The sequence below is a fragment of the Sphingopyxis sp. PAMC25046 genome (assembly GCF_004795895.1).
GTDB lineage: Bacteria > Pseudomonadota > Alphaproteobacteria > Sphingomonadales > Sphingomonadaceae > Sphingopyxis.
Genome location: NZ_CP039250.1, coordinates 1,745,824 through 1,764,589 on the forward strand (window position 1 = coordinate 1,745,824; position 18,766 = coordinate 1,764,589).

14 protein-coding genes are annotated in these 18,766 nt (G+C 65.8%); 9 read left to right on the forward strand and 5 right to left on the reverse strand.

Translation table 11 applies throughout. From position 1 onward, the window contains the following. Nucleotides 1-45 precede the first annotated feature (45 nt). Both E5675_RS08115 and E5675_RS08120 read left to right on the forward strand, forming a co-directional pair. Nucleotides 46-2,523: a glycoside hydrolase family 3 protein gene (locus E5675_RS08115; protein ID WP_136174074.1), complete on the forward strand. Its 2,478-nt coding sequence runs from the start codon at nucleotides 46-48 to the stop codon at nucleotides 2,521-2,523. A 46-nt stretch (nucleotides 2,524-2,569) separates the two neighbouring features. After that, complete coding sequence (locus E5675_RS08120) at nucleotides 2,570-3,874, forward strand: sugar MFS transporter (protein WP_136174075.1); 1,305 nt, start codon at nucleotides 2,570-2,572, stop codon at nucleotides 3,872-3,874. Between the two features lie 77 nt (nucleotides 3,875-3,951). On the opposite strand, the gene E5675_RS08125 is transcribed toward E5675_RS08120, so the two are convergent. Together E5675_RS08125 and E5675_RS08130 are read right to left on the reverse strand one after the other, a co-directional pair. Continuing rightward, complete coding sequence (locus E5675_RS08125) at nucleotides 3,952-5,088, reverse strand: diguanylate cyclase (RefSeq protein WP_136174076.1); 1,137 nt, start codon at nucleotides 5,086-5,088, stop codon at nucleotides 3,952-3,954. A gap of 135 nt (nucleotides 5,089-5,223) precedes the next feature. Beyond that, nucleotides 5,224-7,389, reverse strand: coding sequence for a prolyl oligopeptidase family serine peptidase (locus tag E5675_RS08130; protein WP_210727624.1), 2,166 nt, complete (start codon nucleotides 7,387-7,389; stop codon nucleotides 5,224-5,226). A 257-nt stretch (nucleotides 7,390-7,646) separates the two neighbouring features. On the opposite strand from E5675_RS08130, the gene E5675_RS08135 reads away from it, so the two are divergent. Continuing rightward, on the forward strand, nucleotides 7,647-9,839 hold the full coding sequence (locus E5675_RS08135; RefSeq protein ID WP_136174077.1) for a TonB-dependent receptor: 2,193 nt from the start codon (nucleotides 7,647-7,649) through the stop codon (nucleotides 9,837-9,839). 246 nt (nucleotides 9,840-10,085) lie between these two features. After that, the gene (locus E5675_RS08140; RefSeq protein ID WP_136174078.1) at nucleotides 10,086-10,445 is read left to right on the forward strand and encodes a DUF2200 domain-containing protein; all 360 of its coding nucleotides are present in this window, start codon (nucleotides 10,086-10,088) and stop codon (nucleotides 10,443-10,445) included. Nucleotides 10,446-10,512: 67 nt separating this feature from the next. On the opposite strand, the gene E5675_RS08145 is transcribed toward E5675_RS08140, so the two are convergent. Next, nucleotides 10,513-11,394 carry a LysR family transcriptional regulator gene (locus E5675_RS08145; protein WP_136174079.1) on the reverse strand — a complete coding sequence of 294 codons (882 nt, stop codon included), beginning with the start codon at nucleotides 11,392-11,394 and terminating at the stop codon, nucleotides 10,513-10,515. A gap of 215 nt (nucleotides 11,395-11,609) precedes the next feature. Between E5675_RS08145 and bla the strand changes: the two genes are divergently transcribed. Next, nucleotides 11,610-12,476, forward strand: a complete 867-nt coding sequence (gene bla, locus E5675_RS08150) for a subclass B3 metallo-beta-lactamase (RefSeq protein WP_136174080.1) — start codon at nucleotides 11,610-11,612, stop codon at nucleotides 12,474-12,476. A gap of 80 nt (nucleotides 12,477-12,556) precedes the next feature. Continuing rightward, nucleotides 12,557-13,648 (forward strand): TonB family protein, encoded by a 1,092-nt coding sequence (locus tag E5675_RS08155; protein WP_136174081.1) that lies wholly within the window; start codon nucleotides 12,557-12,559, stop codon nucleotides 13,646-13,648. A 13-nt stretch (nucleotides 13,649-13,661) separates the two neighbouring features. On the opposite strand, the gene E5675_RS08160 is transcribed toward E5675_RS08155, so the two are convergent. After that, nucleotides 13,662-14,888, reverse strand: a complete 1,227-nt coding sequence (locus tag E5675_RS08160; RefSeq protein ID WP_168707818.1) for an SPOR domain-containing protein — start codon at nucleotides 14,886-14,888, stop codon at nucleotides 13,662-13,664. A 258-nt stretch (nucleotides 14,889-15,146) separates the two neighbouring features. On the opposite strand from E5675_RS08160, the gene E5675_RS08165 reads away from it, so the two are divergent. From E5675_RS08165 to E5675_RS08175, 3 genes are read left to right on the forward strand one after another with little or no spacing between them, the layout of a single operon-like run. Continuing rightward, the gene (locus E5675_RS08165) at nucleotides 15,147-15,869 is read left to right on the forward strand and encodes a ParA family protein (protein ID WP_136174082.1); all 723 of its coding nucleotides are present in this window, start codon (nucleotides 15,147-15,149) and stop codon (nucleotides 15,867-15,869) included. Nucleotides 15,870-15,883: 14 nt separating this feature from the next. Then, the gene (locus E5675_RS08170; RefSeq protein WP_136174083.1) at nucleotides 15,884-16,564 is read left to right on the forward strand and encodes a hypothetical protein; all 681 of its coding nucleotides are present in this window, start codon (nucleotides 15,884-15,886) and stop codon (nucleotides 16,562-16,564) included. A gap of 23 nt (nucleotides 16,565-16,587) precedes the next feature. Continuing rightward, nucleotides 16,588-17,991 carry an SPOR domain-containing protein gene (locus E5675_RS08175; protein WP_136174084.1) on the forward strand — a complete coding sequence of 468 codons (1,404 nt, stop codon included), beginning with the start codon at nucleotides 16,588-16,590 and terminating at the stop codon, nucleotides 17,989-17,991. Between the two features lie 93 nt (nucleotides 17,992-18,084). Here E5675_RS08175 and E5675_RS08180 read toward each other — a convergent pair whose 3' ends face one another. Then, nucleotides 18,085-18,642 carry a DUF4189 domain-containing protein gene (locus E5675_RS08180; RefSeq protein WP_136174085.1) on the reverse strand — a complete coding sequence of 186 codons (558 nt, stop codon included), beginning with the start codon at nucleotides 18,640-18,642 and terminating at the stop codon, nucleotides 18,085-18,087. Between the last annotated feature and the right edge of the window lie 124 nt (nucleotides 18,643-18,766).

Below are 18,766 nucleotides of genomic sequence, written 5' to 3' on the forward strand. Positions count from 1 at the left end.
ACATCAAATTTTGATAACGTTCACATATGAGGGATGGGAGAGACAATGCGCCGACAGGCAATGGTGATCGCGGCTGCGCTGCTTCTGGCGGGAACCGCAATGGCAGCGACGCAGGACGCAGGTGAGGCCGCGGCCGTCCATCCCGAACTCTGGCCCGCGGCGAAGAGCCCCGCCGCCATCACCGACGCCGCGACCGAGGCGCGCATCGATGCGCTGCTGAAGAAGATGACGGTCGAGCAAAAGGTCGGCCAGCTGATCCAGGGCGATATCAGCACGATTACGCCGAAGGATCTCGAAACCTGGCCGCTCGGATCGATCCTCGCGGGTGGCAACAGTGGGCCCAATGGCAATGAACGATCGAGCGCGGCCGACTGGGCGAAACTCGTCGGCGAATTTCGTTCCGTCTCGATGAAACCGCAGGCGAACGGCGTCGCGATCCCGATCATCTTCGGGGTCGATGCGGTGCACGGGCATAATAATATTCCAGGCGCGACGCTCTTCCCGCACAATATCGGGCTCGGCGCGGCGCGCGATCCCGAATTGATCCAGCGGATCGGCGCGGTGACGGCGGCCGAAATCGCGGGCAGCGGTATCGAATGGACCTTTGCGCCGACGCTCGCCGTGCCGCAGGATCTGCGCTGGGGGCGCAGCTATGAAGGCTATGCTGCCGACCCCAAGCTCGTCGCCGATTATGCGAAGGCGATGGTGCTCGGGCTGCAGGGACCACTCGCTGCGGGCAAGACTGTCGATGCAAGTCACGTCGCGGCGACCGCCAAGCATTTCCTTGCCGACGGCGGGACGTTCGAGGGCAAGGATCAGGGCGACGCCAAGGTCGACGAGAAGGAGCTGATCGCGAAACATGCGATGGGTTATCCTGCCGCGATCGACGCCGGCGCGCTGACCGTGATGGCGAGTTTCTCGAGCTGGCAGGGGGTCAAGCATCATGGCAACAAGGGGCTGCTGACCGACGCCCTCAAGACCAAGATGGGCTTTGAAGGCTTCGTCGTCGGCGACTGGAACGGCCATGGGCAGGTCGCGGGGTGCAGCGTCACCGACTGCGCGCAGTCGATCAACGCCGGGCTCGACATGTTCATGGCGCCCGACAGCTGGAAGGGGCTTTACGAGACGACGCTGAAACAGGCGAAGGACGGCACGATCCCGGTGGCGCGCCTCGACGATGCGGTGCGGCGCATCCTGCGCGTGAAATATAAGCTCGGCCTGTTTCCCGAAGGCCATGTCGATCGCAGCGCCGTGAAGGCGGTCGGCACCCCCGAGCATCTCGCCGTGGCGCGCGAGGCGGTCGCCAAGTCGCTGGTGTTGCTCAAGAACAACGGCAATATCCTGCCGGTCAAGCCCGGCGCGCGCGTGCTCGTCACGGGTCCGGGCGCCGACAATATGGCGATGCAATCGGGCGGCTGGACGATCAGCTGGCAGGGCACCGACGTCGTGCGCTCCGACTTCCCGAACGGGCAGACGATCTGGGAAGCGCTCGACAAGTCGGTGCGCGACGCCGGCGGCGTCGCGACCTTGTCCGAAGCCGGGGTATTCAAGGAAAAGCCCGACGTCGCGATCGTCGTGTTCGGCGAGGCGCCCTATGCCGAGTTCCAGGGTGATGTCGCGACGCTCGATTATCAGCCGACCGAAGCAACCGACCTTGCGACGCTCAAGAAACTGAAGGCCGCGGGCATTCCGGTGGTTGCGCTCTTCCTTTCGGGGCGGCCGATGTTCACCAATCCCGAAATCAACGCCGCCGACGCCTTCGTCGCCAGCTGGCTACCGGGCTCGCAGGGGGCCGGGGTCGCCGACGTGCTCGTCGCCGGCAAGGACGGCAAGACCGCGCGCGGCTTCACCGGCACGCTCCCCTTCGCCTGGCCGTCCGATGCGCGCTCGCCGGTCGAAAATCCGCAATTTGCCGTAGGCTACGGGCTGAAATATGGCGATACGACGACGGTGCCGCAGCTGTCCGAAGAGCTGGGCGTCGATATTTCGGCGGCGCTCAATGTCGAGAATTTCTTCTCGGGCGGCCGCGCGCGCGCGCCGTGGGTGCTGTCGATCACCGACGCGGGCGGCAAACGGCCGGTCGAGTCCGCGCCGATCGCGAGCCCCGGCGGCATGATCGCGGCGCGCTCGGTCGATGTGCGCGCGCAGGAAGACGGCAAGAGCTTCACCTGGACCGGCCCGGCCACGCTCGAGCTGACCGGCCCCTATGCCGACCTGTCGCGCCAGCTGGGCAACAGCTTCGCGCTTCGCGTCGACTGGCGGATCGATGCGGCCGGCAGCGCGCCGGTCAGCCTCGCGCTCGGCGGTAAGGCGTTCGACATTTCTGCCGCGGTCAAGGCGGCCGCCGGACAGGTGTCGACCATCAAGGTGCCGCTGCGCTGTTTCGCCGATGCGGGGGCCAATTTGCGGCAGGTCGACAATGCGGTGACGGTCAAGGCGGACAAGGGTTTTGCCGCGACGCTGCTGAATACGAATGTCGAGGCGGTCGGCGAGAATCTGCCTTGCCCGCCCGCCGCAAAATGACAAGACCGGGCGCGGGTTAGCCTGAAAAAAGCTTGGGGAGAGTGAAATGGCTTTAGCGCCGAATGTCGTCACGAGTGCGGAACCGGACGCGGCAGAGCAACCGGGCAGGAGCAGTGGCAGCACCCGGGTGGTGCTGATCCTCGCCTTCGCGGTGTTTTTCCTGCTTGGCGGGGTCACGAACATCAACGACCTGCTCGTCGGCAAATTCAAGCCGATGTTCCACCTGACGCATGCCGAGGCGAACCTCGTGCAGATGGCGTTCTTTATCGCTTATGGCGCTTTTTCGATCCCCGCCGGGATCATCATGTCGAAGCTCGGCTATATTCGCACCTTCGTGCTTGGCTTCATCATCGTGGCGGCGGCCGCTTTCCTGTTCATCCCCGCGTCGGCTGCGGCGTCCTATCCCGGATTCCTCGCGGCGCTTTTTTGCATCGGTGCGGGGATCACGGTTCTGCAAGTTGCGATGAATCCGGTGATTACGACGCTGGGACCCGTCGAAACCTCGCACAGTCGGCTGACCTTCGCGCAGGCGTTCAATTCGATCGGCGTGTTCCTGATGGTCTATGGCGGCGCGGCCTTTCTGCTCGGCGATGAGCAGCCGATCGACGCCGAGACCTCTACCGAGGCGCAAATCCAGGCCTATCGCGTCGCCGAGGGGGCTTCGATCGGTACCGCGTATATGTGGCTCGGCGTGCTGATGCTGGCGATCGCAGCGGTGTTCTGGATGTATCGTTCGGCGATCGACCATGCCAGGACCGACGCTGTGAAGCTCGAGGGCACGTGGGGCCTCTTGACCCACAACCGCCGCGTCCAGTTCGGCGCACTGTGCATCTTCGTGTATGTCGGTGCCGAAGTCGCGATCGGTTCGAACCTGATGGCCTATCTCGCCGAACCGAGCGTGATGGGGCTGGGGCTCCAGGCGGCGGGCAAGCTGGTTGCGATGTACTGGCTGGGCGCACTGGTCGGCCGGTTGCTCGGCGGATTCATCCTGCGACTGGCGAAGCCGGGACGGGTGCTCACGACCTTTGCGGCCGGCGCGATTTCGCTGATCATATTGTCGGCGGTAACCACGGGTGCACTCTCCGGCTGGGCACTGATTCTGGTCGGTTTCTGCAATTCGCTGATGTTCCCGACGATCTTCAGCCTCGCGACCGAGGGGCTTGGCGAACGGACGCCACAAGGATCGGGCATCATGTGCACCGCGATCATCGGCGGGGCGATCGTCCCTTTCCTGTTCGGAACCGTGGCCGATCTCAGCGGCGATATCCGCATCGCGCTGGCGGTTCCGCTGGCCTGCTATGCGATCATTGCGAGTTTCGGGCTGTGGACGACGCGCCCGGCGACGGCATGATAGTGCCGCGAGCGGCCGGCGCTGGTGCCGGCCGCTCGCGGGCTCCCGCCCCCTCGCGGGAATAGGTTGTCAGGACCCTAGGCCGGGTCGGCGATGCGAATGCAGTTCCGGCCCGCGGCCTTGGCCTTGTAGAGCGCTTCGTCCGCCGCCTTGAGCGCGGCGCGCGTGTCGCCATAGCCGAAGACGTCGGCAACGCCGCCCGAGAAGGTGATCTGGCCGAAAGGCTCGTCGGTTTTGCGGTTGATCAGCCGGCGGTCGGCGAGCGCTTCGCGCGCGTCATCGAGCTTGGCTGCGGCCTCGGTCGGGGTCAGGCCGCGAAAGAGCATGACGAATTCCTCGCCGCCGTGGCGCGCGACATGGCAATGATCGTTCGAGATGCGCGCCAGCGTATCGGCGATCGCCTTGATCACGCGGTCGCCCGCCTCATGGCCGTGGAGGTCATTGACCTTTTTGAACTCGTCGATGTCGCAAAAGGCGACGCTCAGCGGTTCGAGTGCGGCGCGGGCTTCCTTGTGGTGCCGGTCGAGCAGCACCTCGAAGGCGCGGCGATTGGGCAGGCCGGTCAGATAGTCGAGTTCGGCGTCGCGTTTGGCGCGTTCGAGGCTCCGGCGCAGCGCTTTCGCCTCGTCCTCGCTCTTGCGCATGTCGTCCTCGGCCTTGCGCGTGCGTTCGAGCATGACCTTGGCAAGGTCGGCGAGGCTGGAAACGATGCGACCGGTCTTCTCGAGCTGCTCGAGATCGGTGACATGCTGTTCGAGCTCGATTCCATAGTCGCTCGTGACGGTGCGGGCTTCCTTGGTGTTCGCATGAAAGGCCTCGATATTGGTTTCGAGCCGCGTCATCAGCCGGTCGATTTCGACGCGATCGGGCTGGCCCGCTTCCTGGTCATCGAGTTCGTTGAGCCATTTCTGACTGATCCCCTCGGCAGTCTGTGCCTGCGCGACGATCTGGCGCGCGAGCCGCGGGTTGCGCCCCGAAAAGGCGCCATGCGCGATCAGGAGGTTGGTCGGCGACACGTCGAGGTCGTTGTCGACGAGGAAAGAGGTGATCGAAGCGGCGAGCTCGTAACGCGCCTCGCGCGCCAGGTGGCGCGGGCCGCCGGGGTCGGGGGGCGCAAGGCCTCCATCGGGGGCGCTGCCGCGTGCGTGGCGAAGCCCCAGCCAACCCAGGAGCCGCCCTACCGGCTCGTTCGATGCTGTCGCTTTGGTGGTCATGCGAGCTTTAACGAGCGCCCGCGGCCGGCTTTAAGCGCGGTTTGCTCCATTTCGGCGGGATTTTGCCGCCGCCCGGCCCGGGTTGAGCGAAAAGACGCGGCGATCGGTTCAGCAAATCAATGATTTACGCTCCGCCTAGGCGACGCATCGCATGGCAAAGGCCCAGAAGAGCGCCTTTTCCTTATATTCGCTCGCGAGGTCGGCGCTGCCCTGATGGCCGCTGTCCATATCGGTCATCAGCATCGCGGGATTGCCGCTCGTCGACTTCCGCCGCACCTCGGCTACCAGCTTTGCCGGCTCCCAATAGGCGACGCGGTCGTCCTTGAGCCCCGCGGTGCAGAGCAGCGGCGGATAGGGGGTCGCGCGGACATTTTCATATGGCGAGATCGAGGCGATATAGTCATAGGCCCTGGGGTCGGCGAGCGGGTCGCCCCAGTCGGGGCGGAACAGCGGGACGAGCGGGTGCGCCGCATCGCTCATCGTGTTGAGCATGTCGACGAACGGCACCTTCGCGATCACGCCGCCCCACAGCGTCGGCGCGATATTCATGCTCGCACCGACCAGCAGTCCGCCGGCCGAAAGCCCATAGGCGACGATTTTGCCTTTCGCCGTATAGCCTTCGTCGGCGAGATATTCGGCGCATGCAATGAAATCGGTAAAGCTGTTGCGCTTGGTGAATTTGCGGCCGCCGAGAAACCAGCGGCGGCCCTTCTCCGATCCGCCGCGAACATGCGCGATCGCATAGCGCCAGCCGCGATCGACGAGCGCGAGCGCGGGGATCGAAAATTCGGGATCGCTCGGGACGCCGTACGAGCCATAGCCATATTGGAGGAGTGGCGCCTTCCCGTCCTTGGGCGCGCCGCGGCGCGACAGCAGCGTGATAGGAACCATCTCGCCGTCGGGGGCGGGGGCGAACAGGCGTTCGACCTGATAATCGTGGGGGTCGAAGTTTTCGATCCTTTGTCGCCCGACGACCGTCTGTTTGCCGCTCGCGAGGTCGACGCGAATCCAGCGGCGCGGCGATTTGGGCGACTGGTGCGCGATCATCACCGATGCGGCATCATAGCTCTGTTCGAGCGGCAGTTCGATCGCATAGGCGGGGTCGTCGAACGCGATTACCTGTTCCGATCCATCGGGGCGGAGGATGACAAGGCGATGGAGCCCATCGGCGCGTTCGAGCCGGATGAGCGCGCGCTTGAATGGCAGGATCGACAGGATCGGCGTGCCCGCGCGGTGCGGGACGAGCGTGGCGAGCGTGCGGAAATCCCTTGGGTCGAGGCGCAGCAGCTGCATGTCGAAAGCGTCATCGAGGTCGGTGAGCGCGACGAGGCTGCCGTCCCATTCGTCGATCTCGTAACGCACGCCGGTTTTGCGCGGCCAGACAGCGATGGGCGCGGCGGTTTCGTCGCGCGCGGGCACGAGGCGAACTTCGGCGGTCTCGGGCCCCGCGAGCGTCAGCGCGACGAAGCCATCGGCCGCGGTGCGCTTGACCGACATGAAGATCGCCGGGTCCTTCTCCTCATAAACGAGGTCGGTAACCTTGCCGTCGACCGAGGTGCGATAGAGCCGCGTCGGCCGGTTGCGCGCGTCGCGCCAGATCCAGAACAGCCAGCGCGACGAGGGCGAAAAGACGAGCCCGCCATAGCCATAGGCGTCCTTGTCGACGATCGTGCGGATCTCGCCGGTCCGATTGTCGCGAATGCAGATGCGATGGCGGTCGTTGCCGATGACATCCTCGGCCCACGCGAACCAGCGATGGTCGGGGCTCGGCTGGTGGCCGGTGCTTCGGAAATAGGGCTGATCCTTCGCGCGCAGCCCTTCGTCGACAAGCAGTTCGGCCTCTCCGCCGCCGCGCTGGCGGCTGTAGCGCGCGTGCGTCGCACCCGGGGGTATGGCGGAGGAATAGATCCAGCCGTCCTTTTCGAGCGCGGGCGCCGCGGCGGCATCCGAACCGCGCGCCAGCATCGCGCGCACGAGTTCGGCCTGCGTCGCCTCGGTCGGTTGCAGCAAAGCATCGGCATAGGCGTTTTCGTCGGCGAGCATCTTCGCGACGGCGGGGGGCAGGTTGGTGCGGTTGCGCTCGCCGCTTTCCGGGATGAATTTCATCCAGCTATAGGCGTCGTCGCGCGTGCGGCCCAATTGTTCGATCACGTCCGAAATGCGGGGCGATTGCGGCGGCGCGACTTTGGGCCAGCGACCGCCGGGCGCCTTTGCCCATAGGCTGCGATTTCCGAGCAAGAGCGCCGCCATCGCGACGCCGCCCATAAACGCTCTCCGACCCTCGTTTTCGATGCTTTTCATGCGACCCTCTTTCGATCGGCGGGGATATTGCGTCCAGTCTATGGCGGCACCAATGGCTTACTGCGCCGATCAGGCCACCCAATCCATCGATCGGGCAATTTGACCGGAAGCCCCCGCGAAACTGCGCTTTCCCGGGTGCATGTGCTGGCCCGATCCGGCTGGATTATGGCCCGACCATCGCCGTCACGCCAGTTTCGCATGATAGCTTGAGCATCGGATTTTCCTACCAATAGGCATTATCAAACAGGGAGGCAGAAATGGGGTTTGCATCGATCCGGCGGGTCGCCGCGTGCGGTATCTCGATCCTGGCGCTGGGTTATGCGACGGGCGCGCTGGCGCAGGATACCGACGACAGCGAGATCGTCGTCACCGCCGCCAAGCGCGAACAGTCGGTGCGCGACGTCAGCGGGTCGGTGAGCGCGGTCAGCGAAGCGACGCTGCAGAAACTCAACGCCCAAAGCCTCTCCGACTATATCACGCGCGTTCCCGGCGTTGTGTTCAACGATTATCAGCCGGGCGTCTCCGAAGTAGTGATCCGGGGTGTCGCATCCTCGACCTATCATGAGGCGAACCAGGCGACGACGGGCTATTATCTCAACGAAGTGCCGCTGATCGAACCGGGTTTCCCGCTCGTTATCCCCGACGTCGACAGCTTCGACGTCAGCCGTGTCGAGGTGCTGCGCGGACCGCAGGGCACGCTGTTCGGATCGTCGTCGCTCGGCGGCGCAATCAATTATGTGGTGAACGAAGCCGATCCCGCCCGGTTCGACGCGGGCTTCGAGGGGAACGTCGCGACAACGAAGCGCGCCGGTGAGGCCAGCTATGCGGTCAAGGGCATGGTCAACCTGCCGATCGTCACCGACAAGCTCGCCGTCCGCCTCGTCGCGTTGCAGCGTTACGATGCGGGCTATCTCGACAACACGCTGCTTGGCGAAGACGGCAGCAACGACCTTCGCGTGCGGGGCCTGCGCGGGTCGATCGTCTTCACCCCGACCGAGGCAACGCGCATTTCGGCGCTCAGCATGTACCAGGAATATGATCTCGACGATCAGACCTATGTGATATTCGGCCCGCCCAAGACGTTCGACCGCGCGACCAACGTCGCCGAGTTTCAGGATACCAGCTTCATGATGCACAGCCTGCGGCTGGAGCAGGATCTGGGCTTTGCGACCTTGACGGCCGTCGGCAGCTATACCGAGAAGAAAGCGAACCTGGCATTCGACAATTCGATCTTCGGCGGCAACGACCCGCGCACCGACACGCCCGAACTCGCCAGCAGCGACGGCAAATCGAAGACCGAATATGGCGAACTGCGGCTCGCGTCGCCGGATGGCGGGCGTTTCCGCTGGTTGATCGGCGCCAATTATACCCGGCTGCGCTCGAACAATACCGATGGTACCTTCATCGAAGGCATCGCCGATTATATCGATGCGAACCCCGGCGATTTCGACGGCCAGCCGGGCAGCGAGCTTGCCCCCGGCGACCTCGCGACGCGGACGATCAGCAGCAACCGCATCACCGAAAAGGCGATCTTCGGCGAAGCGTCGTTCGATATCATCGACACGCTGACGCTGACGCTCGGCGGGCGCCTGTTCGAATATCGCTCGCGCCCGCGCCTGCAATATCTGCCCAATGCCAATCTGGTCGACCCGTTCGATTTCGCGCCGGCCGCTGACAAGGATTCGGACTTCATCCCCAAGGCGTCGCTGACCTGGAAGCCGTCGGACGACTTCATGGTTTACGCCCTTTATTCGGAAGGCTTCCGCATTGGCGGCGTCAACGTCTATTCGGCCGCGGTCCCCGGCCTGCCGCTGACGTTCGAAAGCGATACGACGAAGAATTGCGAGATCGGCACGCGCTTCGACCTGGTCGACCGGACGCTGAGCGTCGATGTCACCGCCTATCACATCGACTGGGGCAATGTGCAGGCGCGGCTGTTCACTCCGGTCGATTTCAACGCCTATACGGTGAACGGCGGCGGCGCCGATATCGACGGCGTCGAAATCAGCCTCAACCTGCGCCCGACACGCAACCTAAGCTTCTCGTCGAACATCGCCTATAACGACGCGCGCCTGTCGACGCTGCTCCCCGACAGCTTTGCGCCCGGCGGCGGTTATGCGAAGGGCACGCGACTGCCGGGCGCATCCGAATGGACGCTGTCGAACTCGCTCGACCTGAGTTTCGCGGACGCGCCGCTGAAGCCGCGCTTCAGCATCGCGCACCGCTATCTGTCGAGCGCGCCCGTCGATTTCGCGGGCTCGCTGGAAAAGGGCGATTTCCACCTCGTCGACCTCAATGCGTCGGTGACGGTGAACGATCGGATCGAGCTTGGGCTGTTCGCGAAGAATCTGTTCAACCAATATGGCATTTTGAACGCGCCCTTTGCCTTCGCCGGCTCGGTCGCCCGGCCGCGCACCCTCGGCGCGACGGTGCGGTTCAGTCTGAACTGAAGAAAGTAAAAGGATGCTCCGCTGGAGAGGGGGCGTTTGGAAGTGACCGGTTCCGGCCGGGAATCTGCCCCCTCATACATCGTCACCCCGGACTTGATCCGGGGTCCACGACTTTAGTGCTGCGATGGATCCCGGATCAAGTCCGGGATGACGAAGGAGAGGAAGCGGGGGTCCGCTCCCACCCCAATGCGGATGTCAGGGTGACGATCGCGCTGCGCCCCACTATCATGCTGGCGGGAGAAACCCATGACCAGGCACCGCATCTATTCGATCAGCGTCGCGAGCGTATATCCGCATTACATCGCCAAGGCGGAGAAGAAGGGGCGCACCAAGGCGGAAGTCGACGAGATTTTTCGCTGGCTGACGGGATATAGTCAGAGGGCGATCGAGAGCGAGCTGGCGAAGGGCACGAGTTTCGAGGATTTCTTTGGTGCGGCGCCGAAGCTCAATCCGGCGCGCGAGCTGATTACGGGCGTGATCTGCGGCATCCGGGTCGAGAATATCGAAGATCCGCTGATGAAGGAAATCCGCTATCTCGACAAGCTGATAGACGAACTCGCCAAGGGCAAGGCGATGGCGAAGATTTTGCGCATTCCGGGGGAATAGTTGCTGCCGGTGTTGACGGTGTTATCTTTGACGACGGCAATATTTACATTGTTAACTTTGCGTTGATTTACGCGGCTTCGGGAGCCGCCATCTCTTCGGTCAGCCACTCGCGAAACCGCCGCATCGCGTCGCTTTCGGGGCGCGACATCAGGCGAGTGAGCCAGTAACGGCCGGCGTCGATCGTGACCGCGAAGGGCTGGACGAGCAACTCGGCGGCAAGCTCGCGCGCGAACATCGAGGGCGGCGCGAGCGCGACGCCCTGGCCCGAAGCGGCCGCGGCCGCCATCAACGCCGAGCTGTCGAAGACCGGACCGCGCAGGACCGGAACGGGCACGTCCGCGGCCGCGAACCAGAGCGCCCATTCGTCGGCGCGGTACGAGCGGAGCAGGCGTTCGCGGATCAGGTCGGCGGGGGTTTTGAGGCGCGGGGCGATCGCGGGCGCGCAGAGCGGCGCCAGCGGCGCGGCGAAGAGCGGTTCTGCGTGCGTACCGTGCCACGCGCCGTCGCCGAAGCGGATCGCATAGTCGAGCGCCTCGCCGGCAAGATCGACGCGGTTGTTGTTGGTCGCGATGCGCAGGTCGATCGACGGGTGCAGGCGCGCGAAGGCGTCGAGCCGCGGCAGCAGCCAGCCGGTCGCGAAGGTGCCGACCACGCCGACCTTGAGCGCCTCGCGGAAGCGGCCGTCCGCATATTGATCGAGTGTCGCGGCGATGCGGTCGAACGCCTCGGCGACGACGGGGACGAGCGCATGGCCCTCGTCGGTGAGCGCGAGGCCGCGCGGCAAGCGGTGGAAGAGGCGCGTGCCGAGGCGGCGTTCGAGCTCGGCTACCTGATGGCTGACCGCGCCCTGGCTGACGTGGAGCTCGAGCCCTGCGCGCGTGAAATTGAGGTGGCGCGCCGCCGCCTCGAAGGCGCGGAGGGCGTTGAGCGGGAGTTGGGCGCGGTCCATCGAACCTCTCTGCACATTTGCCTCGTCACCCCGGACCCTTCGACGGGCTCAGGACAGGCTCGATCCGGGGTCCGCTGTTCCGAGGCTGTATAGATGAATCCCGGATCAAGTCCGGGATGACGAAGGATATGAAATATTCTCATGGCTTTGTCGAGAAATGATGCTTTGTCGCGGGGCGCTTCGCTTGGCATTTTCGGGGGCGAAGGGAGACGAAAATGTTCGATGCAATCAGCCTGTTCGCCTGGCTCGCGGGTGTGAGCGGGGCGCCGGTTCCGGCGGTCGATCCGCTGACGCAGCCGATCGAGACCTCGCGATCGGCCCAATGGCTGGCGCCTGCGGAGCCGGAGAAAATCTTCGGGAAGACCTATCTTGTTGGTTTCGCGGGGATGAGCGTCGCGCTGATCGACACCGGTGCCGGGCTGGTGCTGGTCGACGGCGCGCTGCCGCAGGCGGCGCCCGCGATCCTCGCCAATGTCCGCAAGCTGGGGTTCGACCCCAAAGACATCAAATTTATTCTGAGCACCGAACCGCATTTCGACCATGCCGGCGGGCTCGCCGCGCTGGCGCGCGATACCGGCGCGACGGTGGTGGCGAGCGCGCGCGGGGCCGAGGGGCTGCGCATGGGGCGGCACGCAAAGGACGATCCGCAGCTCGGCTATGGTGGCAGCTGGCCCGCGGTGGAGCGGGTGCGCGTTGTCAAGGACGGCGAGGTGCTTAAGCTTGGCAAGACGGCGATCGCGGCGGTCGCGACGCCGGGGCACACGATGGGCAGCATGAGCTGGCGCTGGCGCGCGTGCGAGGGAAAAGTCTGCAAGGCGATCGTCTTCGCATCGAGCCTCAACCCGGTGTCGGCCGACGGCTATCGCTTCACCTCCAAAGCCGGCGCGTCCTTTGTCGAGGGGTTTGCGGCAAGCTATCGCAAGATGGACGCAATGCCTTGCGACATATTGATTTCGGCGCATCCCGACAATGCGGGGCCGGGGCGGTATAACGACGCGCCGGGCGCGTGCCGCGCCTATGCCGACAGCTCGCGCAAGCGGCTCGAGAAACGGCTGACCGAAGAGCGCGCGGGCGCGCAATAGCGTTCGATCGCGTTGCTTTTCAATCTTGTAAGCCCCCGCGCTCGCGCTAGTCTGACGGCGAGTTCGCGGGGGATTGGCTGATGTTCGATGCTGCGTTGCTGTTCGCTTTCCTGCCCGCTGCGGCACCCGCGCCGCCCGTCACCGGCAATCCCGCTTATTCGCAGCAACTGCTGGAGTGGAATCCCGGCGAGATCCGCTGCGACGGCGCGGCGGTTCCGGGCACGGCGCTGCGTCCCGCCGTCGACGTGGCGACGATGGATCCGCAGCGGATCAAGCCGATATCCTATCGTTTCGCGATCGATAGCGCGGGGCGCACGCACTCGATCGTGCGCGACAGCGGCAGCGTTTCGCCCTTCGGGCAGGACATCGGCCCGGCGCTGGCGGCGAGCCGCTTTGCCGCGGGGGAGCCACGCGCGAATTGCGAAATAGGCTATTCGCCGCAATTCGCCTCGCTGGCGCAGGCGCCGCTCGCCGACATCGCGGCCTATTCGATTTTTCCGACCGGGCCGAGATTGCCCAAGACGGGTTGGGACCGCTTCGCCGCCGTCGGCGATTGCCGCGACAAGCCGCGCCCGGTCGCACTGCTGCGCGCGCGTCCCGATTTTTCGAAGCTGAAGGCGACGCCCGGCGCGCGCGACTGGTCGCTCGTCACCTATGACACCGATGATGAAGGGACCCCGGTCAATGTGCGGATCGCGCACGGCACCGGCAATGACGAACTGGACACCGCCGCGATCGAGGCGGTGCGTACGTCGCGCTTCACCGGTGGCGCGCGGACGGGCTGCTTCTATCCCTATTGGCGCGCCGCGGCGAAGATCGCGGCGCCCGAACGGCCCGACAAGGCGGCGATGCGCCCCGCGAACGCTGCTTGTCCGGCAAAGATCGAATGGGCGAGCCGGCCGACGACCTTTTATCCCCCCGCCTATCGCAAGCGCGCGATCGAGGGCTGGGCGATGGTTTCGTTCGACGTCGCGCCGTGGGGCGAGGTGGGCAATGTCAAGCTGCTCGAAGCGCAGCCGTCGGCGGATTTCGGCGGGCAGGCGATCTCAATCGTGCGCAGCGGCCGCGTCGTGCCTTCGGCGCAGGGCGCTTCGGGCTGCGTCGAGACGGTGAAATTCCTGATGCCGGATCGCGGCGGGATGGCCGACGACGAGCCGGCGGTCACCGACTGATCGCGGGGGTGCGCTATTCTTCGACGACCAGGCAAGGCTGGCCGTTATTGCGCAGCGCGCCGCAGAAGCTTTCGGCTTCGCCCTTGTTCGCGAAACCGCCGGCCTGGAGGCGGGTGAGCTTGCCGCTCTTGACCAGATAGGGCTGGCGGCCGGCGAAGGCCGGATTCTTCTTTTCGAGCGTCGCCCAGAGTTTGCGCGCATTGCCTTCGACGCCGAACGCGCCGAGCTGGGCGCGCCACGGGCTGGCGGTATTGGCGTTGTGGACGCGAACGGAGGCCGCCTTTGCCGGTTCGGGCTTGGCCGGCGCGGATTCGACTTTGGCCGGTTTCCCCGGTGCGGGAGGTAGCGTGTCGCTCGCGGGCGGCGGCGCGTAAGTGGTGCCGGGCTCCGTCTGGCCGGTCGCGGCAATGGCGTCGGCGGTCGCTTCGGCGGCGGCCGCCGCGGCGGCGCTGGCGGCGGGTGAGGGCGGCACGGCGACGCTGCGGATCGGTTCGGGGACCTTCGCGGCGGGTGACGGCGTGGGCTGCGCCTTGATCACCGGCGGCGGCGTGTAGCTGGTGCCGGGGGTCGAGGCGGGCAGGCTTGCGGTCTTGATCGGTGAGGCGGGCGCGGGGTTCGGCGCGGACGGCGCCGCGGCGCTGACCGCGGCGAGGCGCGCCTGCTGTTCGCCGCGCTCGATGTCGGGGATCATCGCGAGGCCGCGCTGGCGCTGTTCGAGCGGGATCAGATTGTCGAGCTGGACCAGGCGCGCCGACGCGATGGCGAGCCCGGCGTCGCTCGCGCGCTTGGTCAGCGCATAAGCGCGCGGCCAGTCCTGCGCCGCGAGGTCGCCGTTGAAGTGCGCGGTGCCAAGGACATATTGCGCGCGCGGTTCGCCGCGTGCGGCCGAGCGGGTGATGAAGGCCATCGCCTCTTCGCGGCGGTTCGCGGTGAAGAGGACGAGGCCGAGATTGTCCTCGGCCTGCAAATGCCCCTGCTTCGCGGCGCGGCGATACCAGGCTTCGGCTTGGCCCAGATCGGTCGGCACGCCGCGGCCGAGCTTGTACGCCTGGCCGAGGTTGAATTGCGCATCGGCATCGCCGGCGATCGCGAGCGGACGCCATTCGGCGACGGCCGCCTGATAATTGCCTGCCTGCCACGCATCGACGCCGTCCTTTACATCGGCATGTGCGGGCACCGCCAGCATCGACGCAAGGGCGAGCGGCAGGGCCAGTGAAACGGCGGTGCGGAACGAACGCATCTTATTCTCCAATGACTTGCGCGACACGACAGCCGCTGCAGTCCCCGGATGCTTCATAGCGCCAATTGGCTAACACGGTGTTAGCGACAAAATGGGGCGCGCCGAACTTGATCCATTCCGGGACAAGTTGGTCTTGAGGGGGTGTTTACCATATTCACGAGCAAGTCGTTCACCCTCTTTTTATCATCGTTAACCCAATTTTAGCGCCCCGCATGGCATCCCTTCCCCGATTTTTGGATTTCCGAGGGGGTAAACGCAGTGCGCGTATTGGCATTGGCTTCACAGAAGGGCGGGTCGGGCAAGACCACGCTGTCGGGGCACCTCGCGGTGCAGGCGCAGCTTGCCGGCGCCGGCCCGGTCGTCCTGATCGATATCGACCCGCAGGGCTCGCTCGCCGATTGGTGGAACGAACGCGAAACCGACCTTCCGGCCTTTGCCCAGACCACGGTCGCGCGGCTTGCCTCCGACCTCGAAATCTTGCGCCAGCAGGGCTTCAAGCTCGCGGTCATCGACACGCCGCCCGCGATCACCATGGCGATCCAGAGCGTGATTTCGGTCGCCGAGCTGATCGTCGTCCCGACGCGTCCGTCGCCGCACGACCTGCGCGCGGTCGGCGCCACCGTCGACCTCTGCGAACGCGCGGGCAAGCCGCTGGTGTTCGTCGTCAACGCTGCGACGCCCAAGGCGAAGATCACCAGCGAAGCCGCCGTCGCGCTGTCGCAGCATGGCACGGTCGCCCCGGTCACGCTGCACCACCGCACCGATTATGCCGCGTCGATGATCGACGGCCGCACGGTGATGGAGGTCGACCCCAACGGACGCTCGGCCGACGAAATCCGCCAGCTCTGGACCTATATGAACGATCGCCTCGAAAAGAATTTCCGCCGCACGATCTTTGCCGCACCGGTCCCGACGCAGGGCAATTACGGCGCGGTCCGCCCGATGGGCGGTGGCTTCGGCCGCCGCATCGCCGGTCAGTGACGGGAGCGGGAACCATGGGCGAACCGAAACCCCTCGCATCGCTGAGCGCCGGCCTGCTGGCCCGCAAGGGCGGAGCGCGTCCCGCGATGCGCCGCCAGCCGCTCGGCAGCGGCCCCGCACCGCTGAACAGCATGGGTTATGACGACCTCGGCTGGAACGACATGGGCTATGATGTCGACCCCGACCAGTCGGCCGAACCCGCGCGGATGCTCGACCTGAAACCTTTGCTCACAGGATCGGTGCCGGCGCATAATGTCGAGGCCGAACATGCGGTCGACGACAGCGCGCATCTCGAACCGGCGCAGGAGTTTTCGGCCGAATATACCGGGCCGACCGACGATTATGGCGCCGACCAGTTCGAGACCGAAACGCACGAAGTGCCCGAGGTCGTCCGCCAGCAGGAATCGCTGATCGAACGCGTCGCCGCGGTCGCGCGCAAGGTCGAGGCGCGCCCCGAGGCCGCGCCGAAGAAAGAAAAGGCGCCGCGCGCGCTCAGGGCCCGCGAAAAGGCGGCCTTCACGCTGCGTCTCGACGCCGAACGCCATCTGCGTCTGCGCCTTGCGAGCGCGGTGACGAACCGGTCGTCGCAGGTGATCCTGACCGACCTGCTCGACGAATATCTGGCGTCGCTGCCCGAAATCGACGCGATGGCGAGCCGCCTGCCGGCCGCGCGTCCGGCGCGCGCACGGCGCTGAAAGACATAAGAGGGGGACCCGTCATGAACCGCAAACTGCTGAAGAAGCTGGCCCTTTCGGGCTTCGTCCTCGGCGTGGCGACCGGATGCAGCGGCATGGGCAAGATGGCCGACGCGCCGTCGCGCGCCGCCGGAACGCCCGTGCTCGCCGCCAAATCGGCCGACAAGGCGCGCGCCGCGCTCGAAGCCGGCAAGGCGAGCAAGGCGGTTGGCCTTGCCGAAGCCGCGGTCGCGGGCAGCCCGCGCGATGCGGGCTTTCGCGCGCTGCTGGGACAAGCTTACCTTAATGACGGCCGATTTGCTTCGGCGAGCGCGGCGCTGACCGAGGCGATGGAACTCGGCGCGGTGGACAGCAACACGATCCTGTCGCTGACGCTGTCGCAGATCGCGCAGGGCAAAAATGCCGAGGCGGTGTCGCTGTTGACGCGGCATCGCGACACGGTTCCGGCGCCCGACCTGGGGCTGGCGCTCGCCTTGGCGGGCGACGCCGAAGGCTCGCTCTATGTCCTGGGCCAAGCCGCGCGCGCCGAGGGCGCCGAGGCGCGGACGCGGCAGAATTTCGCGCTCGCGCTCGCGCTGTCGGGTCGCTGGGCGCAGGCGCGCATCGTCGCGTCACAGGATTTGTCGCTCGACAAGCTCGAAGGCCGGATGGCCGAATGGTCGAAACTCGCCGAACAGCCGAACGCGCAGGTGCGCGTCGCGGGCCTGATCGGCACCGAAGCGCAGCAGGATGCGGGGATGCCGGTTCGTCTCGCGCTCAGCAATTTCGCCGATACGCAAATGGCCGCTGCCGAGCCGGTAAGCGCGCCCGTGACCCTGCTGGCGAGCGCCGATCCGGCGCCGGTCGCCGACTATGCGCCGCCGCCGCCGGTGCTCGCAGATGCGGGCAGCACGATCCGCAGCGTCGAATTGCCGATGCCGGTGCGCAGCGAGGGCGGCGTCGTGCCGGTCACCGAATTGCCGCAGCCGCAGCCGGCGGGCGAGATGATCCTCGCCGAAACCGCACCTTACCGCGCTGCACCGCGCGTTGCGGGCGAGGGGCGCATCCGCCCCGCGCAGCAGCAGGCGCTCGAACTCGCGACGGTGCTGATTCCCAAGGCGATGGGCTTCGACGCGAAAAAGCCGGATGGCTGGGCGGTGCAGCTCGGCGCCTATGACAGTCTGGCGATCGCCAAGGAAAAATGGGGCACGCTGAAGAAGCGTAACGGCATGCTCGGGAACTTCCCGGCGTCGAGCCACGCCGCGACGGTCAAGGGCCGCACCTATTATCGCCTGACGGTCAACGGCCTCGCCTCGCGCACCGACGCGACGAACCTGTGCAATCAGCTGAAGGCGCAGGGGCAAACCTGCTTCATCCGCGCGATGGGCGGCGGCGAGACGATCCAGTGGGCGGCGAAGCCCGGCTCGATGCGGCTCGCGTCACGATAGGACGGATTCTCGAGAGATAAGGGGGAGGGGCGTGGCCGCGAGGCCGCGCCTCTTTTGTTTTATGAGATGGCCTCGCCCGACGACAGATGAGAGTCAGAAGCGAAAGAAATAGGGCAGGCTTTCGATCGTCTCGACAATCTTGCATTTGGCGCCTACGTTCTTGCAGCTACCCATAACCGAACGTTTCGCGCCGCCCGGCGTGCCCGCGAAGCCGGCATAATATTGGCCTTCCTTGTCGCGCGCGATCGCGAAGTGGCCATTGCCGCCCCACAATCCAACGACGCAGTCCCGCCCGCCTGCCTCGCGGCACGCCGTCATTGCATATTGTTCCGCCTGTTCGCGACTGTCGCCGCGCAGCGCGCCATAGCTGTAGCCGGGCTGGCCCGACGCCGAGCGCCAGAAGGCGATGGCGGCGAAGCTGTTGACCATATAGCCGCCGACATAGTCCTGTTTTTCTTGCTGAAAGGGGATGACCTGTCCGGGCGGCGGCGCGGCGGTGCCGCCGCCGTACATTTGCTGGAGCACCTGCGGCGGCGGGGCGTTGCAGGGGAGCCCTTGCGCACAGGGAATACCCTGAACCGGCGCCATCTGCCCCGCCGCTGCGGGGGCGAGCAGGGCTGTGAGAAGAGCTGGCACGGCAAGACGGCGCATCGGGTCATCCTCGCTGTTTATCGATCCCCGCTCAACGAGCTATCGAATTAAATCAGCAAGATAAAGCCTTTATCGATGGTCGAGCAAGCGGGGCGCAGGATCGAGTCCGGAGTGACGAGACGGG

Coding starts and splice junctions, on each gene's coding strand:
- E5675_RS08135 (WP_136174077.1), top strand. CDS start 7,647: ATGGGGTTTGCATCGATCCGGCGGGTCGCCGCGTGCGGTATCTCGATC.
- E5675_RS08155 (WP_136174081.1), top strand. CDS start 12,557: ATGTTCGATGCTGCGTTGCTGTTCGCTTTCCTGCCCGCTGCGGCACCC.
- bla (WP_136174080.1), top strand. CDS start 11,610: ATGTTCGATGCAATCAGCCTGTTCGCCTGGCTCGCGGGTGTGAGCGGG.
- E5675_RS08115 (WP_136174074.1), top strand. CDS start 46: ATGCGCCGACAGGCAATGGTGATCGCGGCTGCGCTGCTTCTGGCGGGA.
- E5675_RS08180 (WP_136174085.1), bottom strand. CDS start 18,642: ATGCGCCGTCTTGCCGTGCCAGCTCTTCTCACAGCCCTGCTCGCCCCC.
- E5675_RS08120 (WP_136174075.1), top strand. CDS start 2,570: ATGGCTTTAGCGCCGAATGTCGTCACGAGTGCGGAACCGGACGCGGCA.
- E5675_RS08170 (WP_136174083.1), top strand. CDS start 15,884: ATGGGCGAACCGAAACCCCTCGCATCGCTGAGCGCCGGCCTGCTGGCC.
- E5675_RS08175 (WP_136174084.1), top strand. CDS start 16,588: ATGAACCGCAAACTGCTGAAGAAGCTGGCCCTTTCGGGCTTCGTCCTC.
- E5675_RS08140 (WP_136174078.1), top strand. CDS start 10,086: ATGACCAGGCACCGCATCTATTCGATCAGCGTCGCGAGCGTATATCCG.
- E5675_RS08130 (WP_210727624.1), bottom strand. CDS start 7,389: ATGAAAAGCATCGAAAACGAGGGTCGGAGAGCGTTTATGGGCGGCGTC.
- E5675_RS08145 (WP_136174079.1), bottom strand. CDS start 11,394: ATGGACCGCGCCCAACTCCCGCTCAACGCCCTCCGCGCCTTCGAGGCG.
- E5675_RS08125 (WP_136174076.1), bottom strand. CDS start 5,088: ATGACCACCAAAGCGACAGCATCGAACGAGCCGGTAGGGCGGCTCCTG.
- E5675_RS08160 (WP_168707818.1), bottom strand. CDS start 14,888: ATGCGTTCGTTCCGCACCGCCGTTTCACTGGCCCTGCCGCTCGCCCTT.